19 protein-coding genes and 2 pseudogenes are annotated in these 19,376 nt (G+C 57.4%); 5 read left to right on the forward strand and 16 right to left on the reverse strand.

Features of this window, described 5'->3' with window-relative positions:
- The 3 genes and pseudogenes from JO226_RS07120 to JO226_RS07130 all read left to right on the forward strand — a co-directional run.
- Nucleotides 1–217, forward strand: a pseudogene (locus JO226_RS07120) (PTS cellobiose/arbutin/salicin transporter subunit IIBC); the annotation flags it as partial.
- A 175-nt stretch (nt 218–392) separates the two neighbouring features.
- Nucleotides 393–1,511, forward strand: coding sequence for a porin OmpC (gene ompC, locus JO226_RS07125; RefSeq protein ID WP_293545207.1), 1,119 nt, complete (start codon nt 393–395; stop codon nt 1,509–1,511).
- A gap of 132 nt (nt 1,512–1,643) precedes the next feature.
- Nucleotides 1,644–2,210: a DJ-1/PfpI family protein gene (locus JO226_RS07130; RefSeq protein ID WP_293545163.1), complete on the forward strand. Its 567-nt coding sequence runs from the start codon at nt 1,644–1,646 to the stop codon at nt 2,208–2,210.
- Between the two features lie 54 nt (nt 2,211–2,264).
- On the opposite strand, the gene JO226_RS07135 is transcribed toward JO226_RS07130, so the two are convergent.
- A complete protein-coding gene (locus tag JO226_RS07135; RefSeq protein WP_293545165.1) occupies nt 2,265–3,881 on the reverse strand; it encodes an ABC transporter substrate-binding protein in 1,617 nt (538 codons plus the stop codon).
- A 189-nt stretch (nt 3,882–4,070) separates the two neighbouring features.
- On the opposite strand from JO226_RS07135, the gene mpaA reads away from it, so the two are divergent.
- Complete coding sequence (mpaA, locus tag JO226_RS07140; RefSeq protein WP_293545167.1) at nt 4,071–4,814, forward strand: murein tripeptide amidase MpaA; 744 nt, start codon at nt 4,071–4,073, stop codon at nt 4,812–4,814.
- On the opposite strand, the gene ycjG is transcribed toward mpaA, so the two are convergent.
- On the reverse strand, nt 4,782–5,747 hold the full coding sequence (gene ycjG, locus JO226_RS07145) for an L-Ala-D/L-Glu epimerase (RefSeq protein WP_293545169.1): 966 nt from the start codon (nt 5,745–5,747) through the stop codon (nt 4,782–4,784). The genes mpaA and ycjG overlap by 33 nt on opposite strands.
- Before the next feature lie 102 nt (nt 5,748–5,849).
- Here ycjG and tpx point away from each other — a divergent pair, with 102 nt between their 5' ends.
- A complete protein-coding gene (tpx, locus tag JO226_RS07150; RefSeq protein WP_293545172.1) occupies nt 5,850–6,356 on the forward strand; it encodes a thiol peroxidase in 507 nt (168 codons plus the stop codon).
- A 44-nt stretch (nt 6,357–6,400) separates the two neighbouring features.
- Here tpx and tyrR read toward each other — a convergent pair whose 3' ends face one another.
- The 14 genes and pseudogenes from tyrR to JO226_RS07220 all read right to left on the reverse strand — a co-directional run.
- The gene (gene tyrR, locus JO226_RS07155; RefSeq protein ID WP_293545175.1) at nt 6,401–7,942 is read right to left on the reverse strand and encodes a transcriptional regulator TyrR; all 1,542 of its coding nucleotides are present in this window, start codon (nt 7,940–7,942) and stop codon (nt 6,401–6,403) included.
- Between the two features lie 154 nt (nt 7,943–8,096).
- Nucleotides 8,097–9,212: a hydrogenase formation protein HypD gene (hypD, locus tag JO226_RS07160; protein WP_293545176.1), complete on the reverse strand. Its 1,116-nt coding sequence runs from the start codon at nt 9,210–9,212 to the stop codon at nt 8,097–8,099.
- Entirely contained in the window at nt 9,199–9,474 is a 276-nt protein-coding gene (hybG, locus tag JO226_RS07165; protein ID WP_293545178.1) for a hydrogenase maturation factor HybG, read from the reverse strand. Before hybG ends, hypD begins: the two co-directional genes overlap by 14 nt.
- Nucleotides 9,474–10,412, reverse strand: a complete 939-nt coding sequence (gene hypB / locus JO226_RS07170; RefSeq protein ID WP_293545181.1) for a hydrogenase nickel incorporation protein HypB — start codon at nt 10,410–10,412, stop codon at nt 9,474–9,476. Before hypB ends, hybG begins: the two co-directional genes overlap by 1 nt.
- Nucleotides 10,413–10,430: 18 nt before the next feature.
- Nucleotides 10,431–10,772: a hydrogenase maturation nickel metallochaperone HypA gene (gene hypA, locus JO226_RS07175; RefSeq protein WP_293545184.1), complete on the reverse strand. Its 342-nt coding sequence runs from the start codon at nt 10,770–10,772 to the stop codon at nt 10,431–10,433.
- 4 nt (nt 10,773–10,776) lie between these two features.
- Nucleotides 10,777–11,259: a hydrogenase-2 assembly chaperone gene (gene hybE, locus JO226_RS07180; RefSeq protein WP_293545186.1), complete on the reverse strand. Its 483-nt coding sequence runs from the start codon at nt 11,257–11,259 to the stop codon at nt 10,777–10,779.
- The gene (locus tag JO226_RS07185) at nt 11,252–11,743 is read right to left on the reverse strand and encodes a HyaD/HybD family hydrogenase maturation endopeptidase (RefSeq protein ID WP_293545188.1); all 492 of its coding nucleotides are present in this window, start codon (nt 11,741–11,743) and stop codon (nt 11,252–11,254) included. The genes hybE and JO226_RS07185 overlap by 8 nt, the downstream gene beginning before the upstream one ends.
- Complete coding sequence (gene hybC / locus JO226_RS07190; protein WP_293545191.1) at nt 11,743–13,437, reverse strand: hydrogenase 2 large subunit; 1,695 nt, start codon at nt 13,435–13,437, stop codon at nt 11,743–11,745. The genes JO226_RS07185 and hybC overlap by 1 nt, the downstream gene beginning before the upstream one ends.
- Entirely contained in the window at nt 13,415–14,623 is a 1,209-nt protein-coding gene (gene hybB / locus JO226_RS07195; RefSeq protein WP_293545194.1) for a Ni/Fe-hydrogenase cytochrome b subunit, read from the reverse strand. The genes hybC and hybB overlap by 23 nt, the downstream gene beginning before the upstream one ends.
- Complete coding sequence (gene hybA / locus JO226_RS07200) at nt 14,610–15,632, reverse strand: hydrogenase 2 operon protein HybA (protein ID WP_293545197.1); 1,023 nt, start codon at nt 15,630–15,632, stop codon at nt 14,610–14,612. The genes hybB and hybA overlap by 14 nt, the downstream gene beginning before the upstream one ends.
- Before the next feature lie 3 nt (nt 15,633–15,635).
- On the reverse strand, nt 15,636–16,763 hold the full coding sequence (gene hybO, locus JO226_RS07205; RefSeq protein ID WP_293545200.1) for a hydrogenase 2 small subunit: 1,128 nt from the start codon (nt 16,761–16,763) through the stop codon (nt 15,636–15,638).
- 171 nt (nt 16,764–16,934) lie between these two features.
- Nucleotides 16,935–18,260, reverse strand: a complete 1,326-nt coding sequence (locus tag JO226_RS07210; RefSeq protein ID WP_293545203.1) for an MFS transporter — start codon at nt 18,258–18,260, stop codon at nt 16,935–16,937.
- A gap of 94 nt (nt 18,261–18,354) precedes the next feature.
- Entirely contained in the window at nt 18,355–18,642 is a 288-nt protein-coding gene (gene fixX, locus JO226_RS07215; protein WP_293545205.1) for a ferredoxin-like protein FixX, read from the reverse strand.
- Nucleotides 18,639–19,376, reverse strand: a pseudogene (locus JO226_RS07220) (FAD-dependent oxidoreductase); the annotation flags it as partial. The gene fixX and the pseudogene JO226_RS07220, both read right to left, overlap by 4 nt.

Raw genomic sequence — 19,376 nt, forward strand, 5'->3', positions numbered from 1 at the left:
CAGCCACTCGATGGCGGCGCCCGGGCTTTTCACCAGCGTGCAGTTCTTCGACCCGGCCAACCCGATGAGCATCGTCTGGGTCTTTGGGGTCATGGCGCTGGCGGTAGTGCTCTCGTTTGTCCTGACCCTGCTGCTGGGCTTTGAGGATATTCCCGTCGCGCAAGATGAAAACCCAAAAGCAGAGACGGAACAGATCACCGAATTAGCACGTTCATGATGGAATAACGCACAACATTTTTTACGCTGGAATTACGTTCATTGCCGTAAGCACTACGGTTTAGCCTGAAGTTAACACAGGAGTATTTAATATTCATATTGTTCCACTTTTTACGACCAGGTAATTCAATAACTTAGACAACTAATATTTTATATTATTAAAGGGATACCTAATGATGAAAACAGGCGTACTTTCGCTCGTCATTTCTGCCTTGCTGGCGTCAGCCTCTGCAGGCGCTGCTGAAATTTATAATAAAGACGGCAACAAATTAGACTTATATGGTTTTATTAATGGCCTGCATTATTTTTCTGATAGTCCGGGTTCTGATGGCGATAAAACCTTTATGCGATTTGGCTTTAAAGGACAGACGAAAATTTCTGATGATATGGTCGGATTTGGTCGCTGGGAGTATCAAGTTCAGGGAAACCTGCCGGAAAGCTCAAGTAACGCCTTTACCCGCTATGCCTATGCCGGTGTGAAATTCTGGGGAAACAGTTCTTTTGATTACGGCCGTAACACGGGTGTCCTGTACGATGCGGCGGCGTATACCGATATGCAGCCGGAATTCGATGCTGGCACCTACGGTTCCGACCAGTTTCTGTTTAAACGCGGTAACGGGATAGCCACCTACCGTAACAGCGATTTCTTTGGTCTGGTTGATGGCTTGAAAGTCGCATTGCAATACCAGGGTAAAAACGACAGCGGCGGCGCGGAAGCGGGCACCCGTAGCGTACTGACGCAGAACGGTGACGGGTATGGCGCCTCCTTAAGCTACGATTTTAACTCCGGGATCAGCGTGGCTGGCGCCTTCTTTAACTCCAATCGTACCGATGAGCAGAATGGCGCGCCGGGCATCATGGGCGGTGGTAAAGACGCCGAGGGTTATACCGCCGCAATCAAATACAATGCCAATAACCTGTATCTGGCGGCGATGTACACCCAGGCCTATAACGCGGCTAAATTTGGATCAACAAAAGGGACCGCTTACGGCTTTGCAAACCAATCACAGGCCGTTGAACTCTATGCCGGTTACACCTTTGAGTCAGGTTGGGTCCCGTTTATCGCCTATAACCAAACGCGCGGCAGCGATTTAGGAACCGATCGTCAGGGAAATACCTACGATACAGAGGACCTGGTCAAGTTCGTAGACCTCGGATTTACGTACAACTTCAACAAAAACATGCAGACCTATGTGGACTACAAAATCAATTTACTTAATGACAACACCTTCACTCAAAACGCAGGAATCATGACGGATAACATTCTGGCAGTCAGCCTGAAATACGTATTCTGATAAAACACCTGGCATGCAATGTTTCTGTTGCGTAAAACCGAAACATTGCATGCATAACACTTTCCACGGTTCGCATTCCCTCCTCTGCCAGGCTATATCTTAGACATCTTTCTTCATACAGGTACGGTGAGCATGGGCAAGAAGATTCTGATGCTGGTTGGCGATTACGCCGAAGATTACGAAACCATGGTGCCGTTTCAGGCATTACAGATGCTGGGTTATCAAGTAGATGCGGTTTGTCCTGACAAAACCAAAGGCGACTACATCATGACGGCGATTCATGATTTTGACGGCGCCCAGACCTACAGCGAGAAACCAGGTCACCGCTTTATTCTCAACGCCGATTTTGCCGCGGTAAAAGAACAGGACTATGACGCGCTGCTGATCCCCGGCGGACGGGCGCCAGAATATCTGCGGCTAAATGATAAAGTGCTGAAGCTGGTCCAGGCGTTTAACGCCGTCTATAAACCTATCGCCGCCGTGTGCCACGGCCCTCAACTGCTGGCTGCCGCGGGCGTACTGAAAGGACGTACCTGTAGCGCCTACCCGGCCTGTGCGCCGGAGGTCCGGCTCAGCGGCGGGTATTATGCCGACATTGGTATCGATCAGGCGTATGTTGACGGCAATCTGGTCACCGCCCCCGCCTGGCCTGCGCATCCGCAGTGGCTGGCGAAATTTGTCGACGTATTGCAACAGTAAAACGTTGCAAGTAAAACTGGCGCGTTGCCGCGCCAGTTCCGGATTTACAAACCCTCAGTGCTTCACAATATACATAGTGCGGCTATAGGCCACATCTTCCGGGTTAGTGATCGGATATCCCTTCAGCCAGGGCTTGATCAACCGCCCGTTGGTGTACTGATAAATCGGCGCGATCGGCGCTTTCTCAGCGGCTATCTTTTCCGCTTCGTTATAATCCGCATTACGCGCTTTAGCGGTCGTTTCCAGCGTCGCCTGGCGGATCACTTTGTCATACGCCGGATCATTAAAGCGGGAAATATTGCCGCTATGGCTTGAGGTCAACAGCGACAGGAAGGTGGAAGGCTCGTTATAGTCGCCGACCCACGATGCGCGAATCACATCGAAGTTGCCGGTATTGCGACTGTCGATATAGGTTTTCCACTCCTGATTTTGCAGCTTCACGTCAACGCCGAGGTTCTTCTTCCACATAGAAGCCACCGCAATAGCGATTTTCTGATGGTTTTCCGAGGTGTTATAGAGCAGCGTCAACGTCAGCGGTCGATTCGGGCCATAGCCTGCCGCCTGCAACAGCGTTTTCGCCTGCGCGTTCAGCTCCTCCTGGCTCATCAGCTCCATCACCGACGGCTGCGGCGTGAAGCCTGCGGTCACGTCAGGCGTAAAGCGCCATGCCGGTTTTTCGCCGGTGCCTAACACCTTCTGGGCCATAATGCGGCGGTCAATGGTCATACTTAACGCCAGGCGCACACGAGCATCAGCCGTCGGCCCCTTCTGGGTGTTGAACGCATAGTAGTAGGTGCCTAACTGCGGCGGCGTATAGACCTGGCCTGGAATATCCTTCAGCAGCTTTTGATACTGGTTTTTCGGGAAAGATTCGGTGATATCGATATCGCCCGCCAGATAGCGTTTGGTCGCCGCCGACTCCTGGTTGATCGGCACGAAGGTGACCTGTTGAATCACCGTTTTGCCGTTATCCCAGTATTGAGTATTCGGCACCGCCACCAGCTTTTCATTAACAACGCGCTCTTTCAGCACATAGGCGCCGTTACCCACCAGTTTACCCGGACGCGTCCAGTTCGGATCACTTTCCACATTGGCCTTGTTGACCGGATAGAGCGAGACGTTGGCCGTCAGGTTAACAAACCACGGCAGCGGTTTATCCAGTTGGACCTGCAGCGTGCGGGCATCAAGCGCGATAACGCCGAGCTTATCCGGTGTCGCTTTGCCATCAATGATGTTCTGGGCGTTGTGAATACCCGCCAGCGCCGCAAACCAGGCGAACGGCGAGGTTGTTTTCGGGTCCACTAGTCGCTGCCAGCTGTAGACAAAATCCTGCGCGGTCACTGGCGTGCCGTCGGACCACTTTGCATTCTCACGCAGCGTGAAGGTCCAGATTCGGTTGTCATTGGTCTGCCATTTGCTTGCTACGCCGGGGATAATATTGCCTTTGTCGTCCTGATTGACCAGCCCTTCAAACAGGTCGCGGATCACCTGGATTTCAGGCAGCCCCACGGCTTTGGCCGGGTCCAACGAAGCGGGTTCATCTTTAATATGGCGAACCAGTTCCTGCTGTTTGGCAAGGACCGTTCCCGGCGGCACATCCGCCGCCCAGGATAACGAAGAAAACGCGCTTAACCACAGCGCGCAGCAGGTTAACGAAACAGGAAGCTTCATAGGATCCCCTAAAGAATAAAAGAACCGGATAATTATTTGTTTCATCAGGGAGAATTGCAAATGACTTGTGACAGAAAGTTGAGCATCGCGGCGCTTATTCCCTCCCCGACGCAGAATGCGGAAACTATTTGATTATCGGCCTGTTTTGCACAACACTGCCAGAAACCCTTTCGCAATCCAGGAATGATTATGCCAGCCACTCGTCCTCGCCAGCAGCGCGGCGCGTTTCCGCCCGGCACCCAACACTACGGCCGTTCACTGCTGGGCGCGCCGCTTATCTGGTTTCCGGCGCCGCTGGCCGACCATGCCAGCGGGCTGATTATCGCGGGAACGCATGGCGACGAAAATTCCTCTATTGTCACCCTCTCCTGCGCGCTGCGCACCTTGGCGCCCGACCTGCGGCGTCATCACGTGGTGCTGACCGTCAACCCGGACGGCTGCCAGTTGGGGCTGCGGGCAAACGCCAACGGCGTTGATCTGAACCGTAATTTTCCGGCGGCGAACTGGAAGGCCGGAGAGACAGTGTACCGCTGGAACAGCTCGGCGGATGCGCGCGATGTGGTGCTGCTCACCGGCGAGCATCCTGGATCCGAGCCGGAAACGCAGGCGTTGTGCCAGCTTATTCACAAAATTCACCCGGCCTGGGTGGTGTCGTTTCACGATCCGCTGGCCTGTATTGAAGACCCCCGCCATACATCGTTGGGAAAGTGGCTGGCAGATGCGTTCGAACTGCCGCTGGTAAGCAGCGTCGGCTACGCCACGCCCGGCTCGTTCGGCAGCTGGTGCGCCGATATCGGGCTGCATTGTATCACCGCCGAATTCCCGCCCATCTCCTCAGACGAGGCCAGTGAAACATACCTGGCGGCGATGACCGGGCTTTTGCACTGGCATCCTGAAGCATCACAAATGAAGCGTACCGCTGGTAAAGCGTAGCGAGGGTTTCGCATCCACGGCAAGCCAGGTTGGACCGTCGAGATCGGCGAAACGCGCCTGTGGCGTGAGCGGTAGCGCTGCGGAAATTGCCCGCGACGTGCACAGCATACAGCCGAGCATCAGCCCATACCCCTGCGCGCTGGCCTCCGCGGCAAGCGCCAGCGCCTCCGTCAACCCACCGGTTTTGTCGAGCTTGATGTTAACCATCTCATAGCGTCCCGCCAGCGCTGGCAGGCTGTCGCGGGTGTGGCAGCTTTCGTCGGCGCAAATGGGCAACGGATGGATAAAATGCGTCAGCGCCTCGTCTTCCCCTGCCGGTAACGGCTGTTCCAGCATCGCGACGTTAAGATCCGCCAGCAGCTGGCAGCGGGCGGCCAGGCCGTCGCCGCGCCAGGACTCATTGGCATCGACGATAAGCGTCGCGTCGGGTACGGCAGCGCGGATGGCGAACATCCGCTCGCTGATCAGATGGTTATCCAGCTTCACCTTCAACAACCGCGCGCCGGTCTGCCAGAGCGTTTTGGCGCTGTTGGCCATTTGATCCGGCGTACCTATCACCACCGTCTGCGCGGTGGTGACGCTGGCTGGCAATGTCACGCCCAGCAACGCACTCAGGCTTTTCTGCGCCTTGCGCGCCGCCAGGTCCCACAATGCGCAATCAACGGCATTACGCGCGGCGCCCGCAGGCAGCAACGTCTGTAGCGCTTCCCGGCTGACGCCCGCCTCCAGCGCCTCGCACACCGTCGTGACCTGCGCCATCACCGAAACGATGCTTTCGCCGTAGCGCGGATACGGCGTGCATTCCCCCACGCCTTTCACGCCGTCCTCTTCGATCTCCACGACCACCACTTTCGCTTCGCTACGGCTGCCGCGCGCAATGACGAACGGCGTATGCAGCGGCCAGGCTTCCTCATACACTCTCAAACTTCTCATTCCCTGCCCCTCTTCGGCCAGACACAAAAGGATTTGCCGTGCTCGCTATTGATGGCATACACTAGCCACGACGTTAACTATATGTAAACAGGAAGATTAATCATGTCACAAACTGTGCATTTTCAAGGCAATCCCGTCTCCGTTCAGGGCGCCATTCCACAAGCGGGCAGCAAAGCGCCAGCCTTCACGCTGGTTGCAAAAGATCTCTCCGACGTCGCACTGAGCCAGTTCGCGGGCAAACGCAAAGTGCTTAACATTTTCCCGAGCATCGATACCGGCGTTTGCGCGGCATCCGTGCGTAAATTCAACCAACTGGCGACTGAAATGGACAACACCGTGGTGCTGTGCATTTCCGCTGACCTGCCGTTCGCCCAGTCCCGCTTTTGCGGCTCGGAAGGTCTGAGCAATGTCATTACGCTGTCCACGCTGCGTGCGCCGGAGTTCCTGCAGCAGTATGGCGTCGGCATCGCGGAAGGCGCGCTGAAAGGTCTGGCGGCGCGTGCTGTCGTGGTTCTCGACCAAAACGACAACGTCGTCTTCAGCCAGTTGGTCAACGAAATCACCACTGAACCGGACTACACCTCCGCACTGGATGTGCTGAAAGCATAATCCCCACGTCCTGACCTGCGGGTCAGGACGTCTTCCTCAGCGTTTTACTCATCACCCTTTTTCTGGCTGAGACCATATTCGCGAAGCTTATTGGCAATGGCCGTGTGCGACACGCCCAGCCGTTTTGCCAGCTTGCGGGTACTTGGGAAACTACGGTAAAGCTGCATCAGCACCGAGCGTTCGAAGCGGCGGGTAATGTCGTCCAGCGAGCCCTCCATCGCATCTTCCCCTACCGCGACCGTTGCGGTGTCGTAATCCGGCAGCAGGATGTCCTGCGGACGCAGTTCGTAGCCTTCAAGCTGGGTTAATGCGCGGTAGATAGCATTCTTCAATTGGCGAACGTTGCCCGGCCAGCCATAGCGCGTCAGTACGCTGTTAAGGTCAGCTGACAGTTTTGGCCGCGCAATACCCTGTTCATCGGCAAACCGCGCCACGAACAGCTCGGTAAGCGGCATGATGTCCTGCGGACGGTCGCGCAACGGCGGCAGCGTCATTGTCAATACGTTCAGGCGGTAATAGAGATCTTCACGGAACAGCCCTTTTTGCACCAGCTCCACCAGGTTTTTCTGCGTGGCGCAAATCACCCGCACGTCAACGTGCACTTCACTCTCTTCCCCGACGCGGCGGAAGGTACCGTCGTTAAGGAAACGCAGCAGCTTCACCTGCATGCCCGGCGACATTTCGCCGATCTCATCCAGCAACACGGAACCGCCGTTGGCCTGCTCGAAGAACCCTTTTTTGCCCTCCGGCGCATGACCGAACAACTCGCTTTCCACCGCATCTTCCGGGATAGACGCGCAGTTCAGCGCCAGATACGGCTTCTGCGCGCGCGGGCTCGCCAGATGGCAGGCGTGGGCCAGTAAATCTTTGCCGGTACCGGTGTCGCCCATGATCAGCAACGGCGCGGTCAGCAGGGCCAGCTTGCGCGCCTGCTCGACCACATGGCGCATTTTAGGACTGGCGGCGATTATCTGGCTAAAGGCGCTCATGTCCTGGCGGGTCTGGGTTTGCAGCTGACGGCCCATGCGCAGCGTGGAACGCAGCATCACCACCGCCCCCATCAGCACGCGGGCGTTGTCTTCGCCGTCGAGATACACCGGGGTGATTTCCAGCAGGAAATTTTGCCCGTTGATCACCACATGCTCAATGTGCGACTCCACCGGGCTGCCTTCCAGCCAGCGTTGAAAGTTGAAACCGTTGATGAGCTGCCCGGCATTGTGGCTGCGCAGGCGCTCCAGACTCTGACCGAACAGCTGACAACCGGCTGGGTTCACCAACTCGACTTTACTTTTGGTGTCCAGCGACAGTACCGGTTCAGGCATCGCTTCCAGTAACGCGCTCAGGGCGAGGTGCTCACGCTCAGACGGCATCCACGGCACAGTACGCACATCCGTGACGCCATGAATCCGGCGGATTTCCGCCATCAGGCTACTGAAGTTGTTGAATTCAAGCTCAGCAAAATTAAGATAGATACGGCCAATAGGGTCGATGTCAATACCGCGCAGATCGATGCCGCGCAAAACGAGAAGATCGAGCAATTCGCGGGTCAGACCAAGGCGGTCCTCGCAGAAAACTTCAAGACGCATGGGAATTTTCACCCTTAACAGCCAATGACCTGTGGATAATAAGACAGTTCTCTGCCGTCGGGAAGATGGCTGTCAAGAATTATTGACAGTATGGCGGAAAATCAGGCACCCTGCCGTAAAGTTAAACGGTCAGGGCACAATTTCACACACGACGTCACGCCGTCTCCCGGCGGTACTGATAAAACGCCGCACAGGCGCCTTCCGAAGAGACCATCAGAGCGCCGAAGGCATTCTGCGGCGTACACTCCTGACCAAACAGCGGGCATGCGGCCGGTTTACAGCGACCGGTCAGCACATCGCCGCAGCGAGATCGCGGATCGTCAGCCACATCCCGGGCCTGCGGCGTAAAGCGCCGCTCGGCGTCAAAATCCGCGTATTCCGGGTTTATCTGTACGCCGGAGAGCGGAATCTCCCCCAGACCGCGCCACTCGCTGCTCGCCTTCAGGCTGAACACCGCCTCCAGCGCCTGCTGCGCCAGACGGTTGCCCTGCTCAGGCACAATCCGCCGGTACTGGTTTTCGACCGCACAGCGCCCTTCGCTAAACTGTTCCAGCAGCATCGCCAGCGCCTGCAAAATATCCAGCGGCTCAAAACCGCTGATGACCAGCGGTTTACCAAACGTCTCGCTGATAAACCGGTACGGATGCGCGCCAATCACCATGCTGACGTGACCCGGCGCCAGAAAGCCATCGATGCGCACATCAGGCTGTTGCAGCAGGCTGCGCAGCGTCGGGGTAATGGTGATGTGCTGGCAGAACAGGCTGAAGTTGCGGATATTGCGCAGCCGCGCCTGCTGTAGCGTCATGGCGCTGGCGGGCATGGTGGTTTCAAAACCGAGGCCAAAGAACACCACTTCGCGCTGCGGGTTATCAACGGCCAGCTGTAGCGCATCAAGCGGCGAATAGACGATACGCACATCGGCGCCGCGCTGCCGGGCGTCGAGCAGCGAACCTGTGCGTCCTGGCACCCGCATCGCGTCGCCATAGGTGCAAAAGATAACCTCAGGGCGGGCGGCAATCTCAATGCAGCTGTCAATCCGCCCCATCGGTAACACGCACACCGGACAGCCCGGCCCGTGGACAAACTCCAGGTTGTCCGGCACCAGCTTATCGATGCCAAAACGGAAAATGGCGTGGGTATGACCGCCGCAGACCTCCATGACCTGCAGCGGCAGACGCTGCGCCTGCGGCATGTTCAACATCAGATGCTCAATGCGGCGCAAGACCGCCTCGCACAACGCGGGATCGCGAAACTCATCAACGTAGCGCATCACGGCCCTCGTCATCCGGCGCCAGACCAACGGCGCGCATATGCTCCAGCGCCGCCAGAGTATCCAGCGCCTCCTGCTCGTCGAGTATGCTCATGGCGAATCCTACATGCACCAGCACCCACTGGCCGAGAAGCGCCTCAGGCGTCTCTTCGCACACCAGCGCAATATTCACTTTTACCGCGACACCGCACACGTCGGCGGTCGCCAGTTGATGACAATCCTCACCAACCGCAATTACCCTGCCGGGTACGCCAAGACACATTATTGCGCCTCCAGCCAGGCAAGCCAGCGATCCATGCCCTCGCCGCTGGTCGCGGAAAGCGTAATCACCTCAATCGCCGGATTCACCTGCCGGGCGGCCGCGACACACTGTTCCACCGAGAAATCAACGTAAGGCAGCAGGTCGATTTTGTTGACGATCATAAGCGTAGCCGCCGCAAACATATGCGGGTACTTCAGCGGTTTGTCTTCGCCCTCCGTGACCGACAGCACCGCAATTTTATGCCGTTCGCCCAGGTCAAAACTGGCGGGACACACCAGATTACCGACGTTTTCGATAAACAGCAGGCTGTTATCCTGCAAGTCCAGGCGGTGCGCCGCCTCATGCACCATCTGCGCATCCAGATGACAGCCCTTACCGGTATTGACCTGAATCGCGGGTACCCCGGTGGCGCGAATGCGCCGGGCGTCGTTGCTGGTCTGTTGATCGCCCTCGATCACCGCGCACAGCCGCTGCGACGCCAGATGCTGCAGCGTTGCCGTCAGCAGCGTCGTTTTCCCGGAGCCAGGGCTGGACACCAGGTTGAGCGCCAGGATGCGCTGTGCGGCAAAATGCTCGCGGTTATGTGCCGCCTGGCGGTTATTTTCGCTCAGTACATCCTGCTCAATCTGCAGCAAACGGCGCTGCCCCATGCCTGGCGCATGACTCCCGGCTTCGCCGTGACCATAGTGCAGATCCTGGGTTTCCGGCTGCACCAGCGGCGTAAATTGCGCCGCCTCGCCTGGCGCGGCATAGTGATGATGGACGTCCCCGTGATGGGAGTAATGGTGGTGATGGTGAATAATGACCGCGGCGGGCGCGTGATGACCATGCTCATGATGGTGGTGCCCGTGATGGTGTTCATGTTCGTGTTCATGGTGATGATGCTCATCACCCTCAATGTGGCGTTCTCCGCTGGCGCAACCGCAGGTAGTACACATAACTTCGACTCCTTAACGCTATTCCACTTCCAGTTGTTTTATCCGCAGGCTATCGCCGCTCTCAATGCGTAACGCGTGCCCGCCGCACTGCGGACACGGCGCATCGTGCTTTTCAATTTCGACGCTGGTGCCGCAATCCCAGCACCAGGCGCGGGCAGGCTGATAGTCAAGCCACAGTTGGCAACCTTTCGCCACCGAACGTCGGCTGGCGGCTTCAAAACCAAAACGCAGCGCGTGCTCCTCAATGCAGGAGAGCGCGCCAATCTCCAGCCATACGGCCGTCACCCGCCGGATCTTATGCTGGCAGGCGTGCTGTTCAATCAGCTCTATCATGTTCAGACAGAGACTTAACTCATGCACAGGCTCAACTCCTCTGCGACAGGCGGAAAAGCGCCCGGCGCCCGGGGTTAGCCGGGGCGCTGGCGTCCGCGACCGGCAATGAGAGCGCCATCCGTACGGTGCTGACGGCAAGCTCCAGCATCTGCTGCGCCGTCAGGTGTTTTTCAAGCGGCGACATCAGCGACGACGCCAGGTACTGACCGCAACCGTCTATCTCCCCGACGGAAAAACGGACGTCACCACACGGCAAACGCAACGCCAGTTTTTCCCCCACGGCGCGTCGTTGCCACGTCTCGCCCGGCCCCGGCAGCACCAGCAGGCTCAGCATCCAGGGCGTCAGCATGCCGCCTACCCACTGCTGTTCAAAGCGCTGAAACCCACAGGCGCGCACCGGGATCTGCGGGCGATAAAACGGCAATTCGCGCATATCCCGGTCGGCTATCGCCTGAAATGCCGCCTCCAGCTGCGGCGTTGGGTTATCCCTCCATCCGTTAATGACATCAGGCATCGGCCACCTCTTTTAGCATCGCGTCGACACCGCTCTCCCTCAGCGCCGCCAGCACCTGCGCCAGCGCAGGTTCAATCGCCTGGCTCACCACCGGCGTTAAGCGGATCCCTGGCTCAAGCGACGATGGCACCACGCCAACAAGCGTCAGCCGCCGGGGGAATTCCTCGGTCAGCTTCAGCGCCATCAGCACATCGCAAAGCCCCAGTTGATGGGGCGAGACTTTGCGGGAGAAAAACGCGGGGATCTCGTCGTCGCGCAGTACCGCCACGCTGCCCGGCGCCGCGCCGGTGAGCACCGCATCGGTGACGATCAGGTGATCTCTTCCCGCCATCACGTCCATTAGCTCCATCCCGGAGGTGCCGCCATCCAGCACCTCAACGTGACAGGGTAACGTATAGCGCTGCTCCAGCGCCTCGACGATACGTACGCCGACCGCCTCATCGCCAAGCAGCAGATTACCAATCCCCAGGACCAGAATACGCATCACAGTACCTTCACCCGGGTCACCTCGCCGCCAGTCGCGTCGACGATATGCACCGCGCAGGACATGCAGGGGTCAAACGAGTGGATGGTGCGCACCACTTCCAGCGGTTTCGCCGGATCAGCGACCGGCGTTCCCACCAGCGAGCGCTCATACGGCCCTGGCTCATCCTTGAAGTTGCGCGGCCCGGCGTTCCATGTTGACGGCACCACCGCCTGATAGTTGGCGATTTTGCCGTCGCGGATGACCACCCAGTGCGACAGCGCCCCGCGCGGCGCTTCAATAAACCCTACGCCGCGAACCTCACCGGTCAGCGGGATATTCGGCGGGATAAAGGTCTCGTGATCGCCTTTGCCGATATTGGTCACCAGCGCCTGCCACTGTTCACCCAGCGTCTGATGCAGTACGCAGGCATGCACCGCGCGTCCAACCACCCTTCCCAGCGTCGACGGCAGTTGCTCTGTCGTCAGCGTGTTGCCGGTGAGCGCCTTGTAGGACACGTTCACCTGCGCAAAGTAGTCTTTGGTCGGCTGATGTCCGGCCTGCAGGCTGCACAGCAGCCAGGCCAGCGGCCCCATCTCCACCGCGTTGCCGTAGAAGGTCGGTGCTTTTACCCAGGAGTATTTGCCGTCTTCCTGCCAGCCGGTGTAGTTCGGGCGTGTCAGCCCTTCCCATGGCGCCAGCGGCTGATCGTCCTGATACCAGGCATGCTTGCCGCTCTCCTCAATGCCTTTGAGCAGGTAGTCGTCGCGCTGGTTGGCGATCGGACGGAAGACACCTTTTTCCAGGTAGCCTCCCGGTAGCAGGAAGGTGTCGCCTTTTCTGTCGACAGGCAGTTCGGGCACGCAAAGGTAGCAGTCGGCGCCTTTGCCCATTTCCAGCCACTGCGGGTAGTGCGCGGCGATGACCGCGCTGTCGACCAGGTAAACCTGTTCGATAAAATCGCCCAGCTTGTCGATAAAGCTCTTCAGGTACATCAACCGTTCAAGGTTCAACACGCCTGGCGAGTCTAGGTTGATAGGGTTCGCCACACCGCCGACCGCGAGGTTCTGAATATGCGGCGTTTTCCCGCCAAGAACCGCGACAATCCGGTTTGCATCGCGCTGGCATTCCAGCGCCTGCAGATAGTGCGCTACGGCTATCAGGTTCACTTCCGGCGGCAACGCCATCGCCGGATGTCCCCAGTAGCCGTTGGCGAAAATGCCAAGCTGGCCGCTGTCTACCAACGTTTTTATCTTCTGCTGCACCTTGCTGAACTCGGCCGCGCTGTTCAGCGGCCAGTTGGACAGACCGCGCAGCAGATCGGCGGCTTTTTGCGGATCTGCCTTCAGCGCCGACGTCACGTCGACCCAATCCAGCGCCGAGAGCTGGTAAAAATGCACAATATGGTCATGAATGCTGTGCGCGGCGGCGATAATGTTGCGGATGTACTGGGCGTTGACCGGCACTTCCATGCCCAGCGCATTCTCCACCGCGCGAACCGAGGCCAGCGCATGAATGGTGGTGCAGACGCCGCAAATGCGCTGCACAATCATCCACGCATCGCGCGGGTCGTTGCCTTTAACAATCTCCTCCATACCGCGCCACATTGTCCCGGAAGACCAGGCTTTAACAACTTTCCCCCCTTCAATCTCGCAGTCGATACGAAGATGTCCCTCAATGCGGGTGACGGGATCAATGGTGATGCGTTGGCTCATGCTCTACCTCTAAATTTTTATGTTCACTCTGGCGTTCATGCGCTGGCAGCGCTGGCAGCACCGGCAACAGCCGGACAAGCAGGATGTACGCACACACCTCAATGGCGACAAAGCCAATGGAAATCAGCAGCTCGCTGGGGGTCGGGAAATAGCCGTAACCGTTGCCCGGGTCATAGGCCAGCAGCGCATAGTTAAGACGCCAGAACGCCGCCCCGCAGACCATGCACAGCGCGCCGACAAACAGACAGCGCGAGTCGCGGCGGTTGCGCTTCCAGCGAAAAATCAGCAACGGGGTCAGCATCAGCAACGTTTCCACCCAGAAAGACAGGGCGAAACGATCGAGATGCCACAGATACGCCGTCTTATCGCGCACGATAAGCTCGCCGAAGCGCAGGACGATAAACAGCAGCAGGAAGACCTCGATGAGCCGCGTCAGGCGGATAAACAGCGGCGTTTCGTCAGCCCCCTTGCCCCGCAACCCCGACTGCACCAGCGAGCCTTCGAAAATCACAATCGAAAAACCCAGAATGGCGGCGGTGAGCAGCGAAAACAGCGGCAGCATTTCATAGCTCTGCCACAGCGGATGCACCTTGTAACCGGCGGCGATCATCAGCGACCCCATTGAGGACTGGTGCATCGACGGCAGTAAAGCGCCAAGGGCGATAATCAGAAACATGACTTTATTCAGCCAACGCAGCGGTCGCTTCCAGCCGAAGCGGATGAACAACGCTGGCGCGAACTCAAGCGCGACAATGCCGATGTAAATCGTCATACAGACGGCGGTTTCAAACAGCACCGACGAGGTGTTGAAATAGCCCGGAATGTAGAAATACGGCAGGTTCCAGTAGCGACCGACGTCAATGGTGATGGACAAACCGCCCAGCGAATAGCCGAACAGACTTGCCAGCAGCGCCGGTCGCACCAGCGGGTGATATTCACCGCGGTTAAATACATACACCGCCCAGGCCAACGCCCAGCCGCCGCACGCCAGACCGGTTCCCACCAGCAGATCGAAGGCTATCCAGATACCCCAGGGGTAACCACCGTTAAGATCGGAGACGTCGCCGATACCGAATACCAGACGCTTGACGATGAGCAGCAGGCACAATACGACAAACGGCGCCATCAGCATCACCGGCCAGCTCACCAGGCGCCCGCCGAGAGGGCTCATTTTATGCGTCGCCATGGTTATCTTCCTTTTTGTCTTCGTGCTTATCCGCGGGCTTATGGCGCATATTGCGCTGGACCAGGAAGGTTATCCCGGCGAGCGCCGCGAACGGCAGCACCATTCCCTTGTACAGCGAATGCTGAATATGTTCAGAGCGCGCGCCGGTCGACAGCTCCGCCAGCGCAGGCAGACCCAGTTTGTCGAACGGGACTCCTGACAGCACCAGCACCTGCGTGCCTCCGCCCTCTTTCTCGCCGTAAATATGCGGCTCGTAGTGCGCCACCGGGTGCTCATAGCGGTCATTGTTCTGTAGCGTCTGACGCGGATAGCGGTAGTTTTCTCCCGGCGTGGCGGCAAGCCGCTTGCGGGCTTCTTCCAGCAACTGCTCACGGGTGCCGAAGATAACCGCTCCCGTCGGACAAACATCGACGCAGCCCGGCAGGCCGCCCTTATCCAACCGCTCCAGGCCTTTCTGGTTGCACAGTTCGCATTTGTGAATTTTGCCGAAGGGATTGTCGTAATCGTATTTCGGCACATTGAACGGACAACCCACCATGCAATAACGGCAGCCGGTACAGACATCGGGGTTGTAATGGACGATGCCGGTCTTCGGGTCTTTTTGCAGCGCCTGTACCGGGCAGACGGACACACAGTTCGCGTCCACGCAGTGCATACATTGTTTTTTAATGTAGGCGTAGCCGTCGTCTACCTGATCCTTATTCACGCCCTTGCCGCTGTGCCAGACCTGAATGATGTTGTTGGTGTACGGGCTGAGCTTGTCGTTGTTCGACCAGGTCGGCTCGGTTCCCGCGTAGGCGTAGGTTTCGCCGTGCGGTTCATTGGTGTGGTTGATCCGCTGGCACTCGCTGACGCAGGCCTGACAGCCCACGCAAAGCGTGGAGTCGTACAACATGCCCAGCGAGTTCGGGATGGGCGGTTTATTCTCGGCGCCCGCGTGCGCCGACGGCGCGACGCCCGCCAGCATCGCGCCTGCGGATGCCAGTTTTAAAAAATGACGTCTGTTCACGGCTTACTCCTTGTGCGATGGCGTCTCGTCATCTTTACGCTGCGTTTTTTGCTGCCGTCCCAGTTCTTTTACCGTCATCAGGCTGACGCCCGCCACCAGGCCCACCACGCCGCCGAGCAGGCCGATGGCCGTCGGGCTGACGTGCCCGCCCTCCTGACTTTTGACGTCGGGTTTGGCGTTACGCGGCGTAGGGTTCTCGACGCTGGCCAGTTGGGCTATCCCTTTGGTGAAACCAATGCCCTCTTCGTTGCAGCCGTAACAAGGGTGACCAATACCGACCGGCCAAATTCCGCCGCCGATATCGCAGAACTCCAGCGTCGGGCAGTTGCCGTAAGTTTCCGGCCCTTTGCAGCCAAGATGATAGAGACACCAGCCCTGACGATGCCCTTCGTCGCCAAACTGTTTGGCGAAGCGTCCGGCGTCAAAATGCGGGCGGCGCTCGCAGTTTTCGTGAATAAGCCGCGCGTAGGCGAATTCCGGACGATTTTTGGCATCAAGCTTCGGAGGACGCTGGTACGTGATGATATGCGCCACCGTCGCGAGGAAGTTGTGCGGGTTTGGCGGGCAACCGGGGATATTAATCACCGTTTTACCCGGCAGCACGTCCTGCAGGCTGACCGCGCCTGTCGGGTTGACGCCGCTTGCCGCCACCCCGCCCCACGCAGCGCAGGAGCCTATAGCGATCACCGCCGCCGCATGCTCTGCGGCGTCGCGGATGTGTTCGACGATGGGGCGACCGGCTACCATGCAGTAGATCCCTTCATCCTTCATCGGAATGGAGCCGTCGACCACCAGCACGTACTTGCCTTTATATTGCGCAATCGCCCGGTGTTTATTTTCTTCGGCCTGCTCGCCAAAGGCGGCCGAAAGAACCTCGTGGTACTCCATGGAAATAACGTTGAGCAGTAAATTCTCAATGGTGGGGTGGGTCGCACGCAGCAGCGCTTCCGTACAACCGGTGCACTCCTGAGCGCCAATCCAGATCACCGGCGGGCGTTGCGGGGACGTTACCGAGTCTGCGATTTCAGCCGCAGCACCTGGGGATAACCCCATGGTGGCTGCAAGCGCAGTACAAAGCTTCAGAAAATCACGACGATTGACACCCTCAGGAAAAAGCAACTGATCTTCCATTCTTTTTATTTGTTCCTTTTTGACAACCTGTACAAGACTCAATGCATGCCTGTATAGGGTGATTGTTTTCCGCAGACATGAATTGATTTCCATCAACTTTTAATTATCCAGGTAAATATCATTTTGGATAACTTGAATAAAATCGCTTCAGCAATCTATTATTTCTGTCATTCAGTCGTATTTTTTCCGAATAGTTATCTTTCCGGTTTGCGATAAGGAGAGCCCACGCGTTTCCGGAGCGAATAAAATAGAAACAATCAACCCCAGTAGCGATATAAATGCGCCAATCAGCATGACCGTACTGATGCCGTAATGGGTAATAAATACCGGCAGCGCCCAGGTTGACACCACGGTGCCTACCCGGCTGATGGACATAATCACGCCAACCGCCGACGCGCGAATATCGGTGGGGAAAAGCTCATTGGGATAGAGCCACTGCAGGATCCCAGGCCCACCGGAAAAGAAGGCGTAAACGGCGAAGGCTACCACCACCAGCCCTATACCGAGATGAGGCACCACGCCTAACACCGCAAGCGCAACGGTCATGAGGGCGAAACTGCCGATGAGCAGCGGTCTTCGGCCGATTTTGTTCAGCCAGTACATCGCCGGAATGCAGCCCAGCATAAAAAACAGGCTTATCACCACGTTGCCCAGCGCCGCGTTTCGCCCCTGATCCCAACCGAGCAGCCCGACAATCTGCGGCCCAAAAGTATAAATCGCGAACATCGGGATCACCTGACAGGTCCAGATGGCGGCGACAAACAGCACAAACGGAAAATGGCGCTTATTAAACAACTGCATAAACCGTGTTTCCTGCTGAGACTCTTCATCGAAGACCACCCGTTCGCCGAACAGTTTTAGCATCATCTGCTCGCACTCCTGCACGCGTCCCTTGCGCAGCAACCAGCGCGGCGATTCCGGGAGATCGAAGCGGCCTATCAGGATCAACACGCAAGGAATAAAGGCGCTGCCCAGCATCCAGCGCCAGCCGCCGTCTACGTCGTACAACAGGTAACCCATCAGGTTGGCGCAGGTGGCGCCGACATACCACATGGCGGCGATAAAGCCGACGGCGAATGCCCGCTGGCGGGTATTGGAAAACTCGGTGATCATCGAGGTGGCGATAGGATAATCCGCGCCAATCACGATGCCGATAAGCACCCGCATCGCCAGCAGTTCCATTGGCGAAGAAACAAACATGGTCCCGAGCGAAATAATGCCGATGGCGACGATATCAATAAGAAACATTTTGCGTCGCCCGACTCTGTCGGAAATATAACCAAATAACGACGTGCCGATAAATAATCCGACCAGCGTCGCGGCGCCGAGTAATCCGATCCATTCTGCATCAAGATGTAATAACGGCGTCAACTGTTCCAGGGCGACGCCAATAATGACCAGAACATAGCCATCGAGAAACGGCCCCCCGCTTCCCCATAGCATTATCCGGCGATGTATTGATGTAAATCGAATATCGTCAAAATTCCTGGCTTGCATTTTTTATTTCTCGTTATATGTCCAAAATAAATTATCCGCAGGACAAAAAAACTCCCGGGCACCGGGCGCCACGGGAGAACCAGAAGAAAAATAGCTAACCGTAACGATATTCCACGCCGAACGTTCCACGCGGGTATTCCCATTTCTCCAGCGCGCTGCCCAGCCCGAGGATCCGGCAGGTACCGCACTCCAGACAACCGGCATAATCAAAACGCACGGAGCCATCGTCCTGCTTTTTATACAACCCCGCCGGGCACGCTTTGGTTAACAGCTCCATCATCTGCATATCCGGCTGCGATTTAACGATGATGTGCGGGTTCTCTTCATCCACATTGAATTTATTGATGCCCAGTTTGACATCCACATTGACGGGCGTACTCATAGTGACGTGACTCCTTTCAGGCCGTCTTTAAGCAGATTGATAAAGCCGACTTTTTTGCCGTACTGCAGGAGTGTTTTACGCAGCGGCACCGGTGTTTTACCGGTGACAGTGAACAGCTCCCCGGCGATGCCGACGGCCATTTCCGGGTACTGCGAAAACATCCGCGGGTTATCGAGAAACGCGGGCATCCGCTGGTACATTTTCATGTCCCGCAACGCTCCGGCGTCCAGCAGCCGCAGGTATTCGCTTAAGCTCTGTTTGCTGAAATCGGCTCTCTGCATGGCCGCCAACACCGCGTTGGCCGCCGCCTCGCCAGACGAAATCGCCAGATCCATCCCCCGAATGGTAAAACCGAGGTTCATGCACATTCCGGCGGCATCACCGGCCACCAGTACGCCGTCGCGCACCAGCTCCGTCTGCATGCGCAACCCTGCTTCCGGCACCACATGCGCGGCGTATTCCACCATTTTGCCGCCTGCTATCAGCGGTGCGACTATCGGGTGCTGCTTGAAATCTTCCAGCATCTGCGGCACCGATTTTTTTGCCTCTTTCAGGTGATGCAGCCCGCACACCAGCCCAAGCGAAATCGTCGACGCATTGGTATACAGAAAACCGCCGCCCATCAGGCCGTCGGTCGGGGCGCCGGCGAAAAGCCAGGCGACGCCTTCATCGCCCGTCAGGTTAAAGCGGTTTTGCAACACCTCTTTGGGCAACTCGATAAGCTCTTTCACGCC

Origin of the sequence: Pluralibacter sp. (assembly GCF_019237635.1) — a bacterium.
In the GTDB taxonomy this organism is placed as follows: domain Bacteria; phylum Pseudomonadota; class Gammaproteobacteria; order Enterobacterales; family Enterobacteriaceae; genus Enterobacter_B.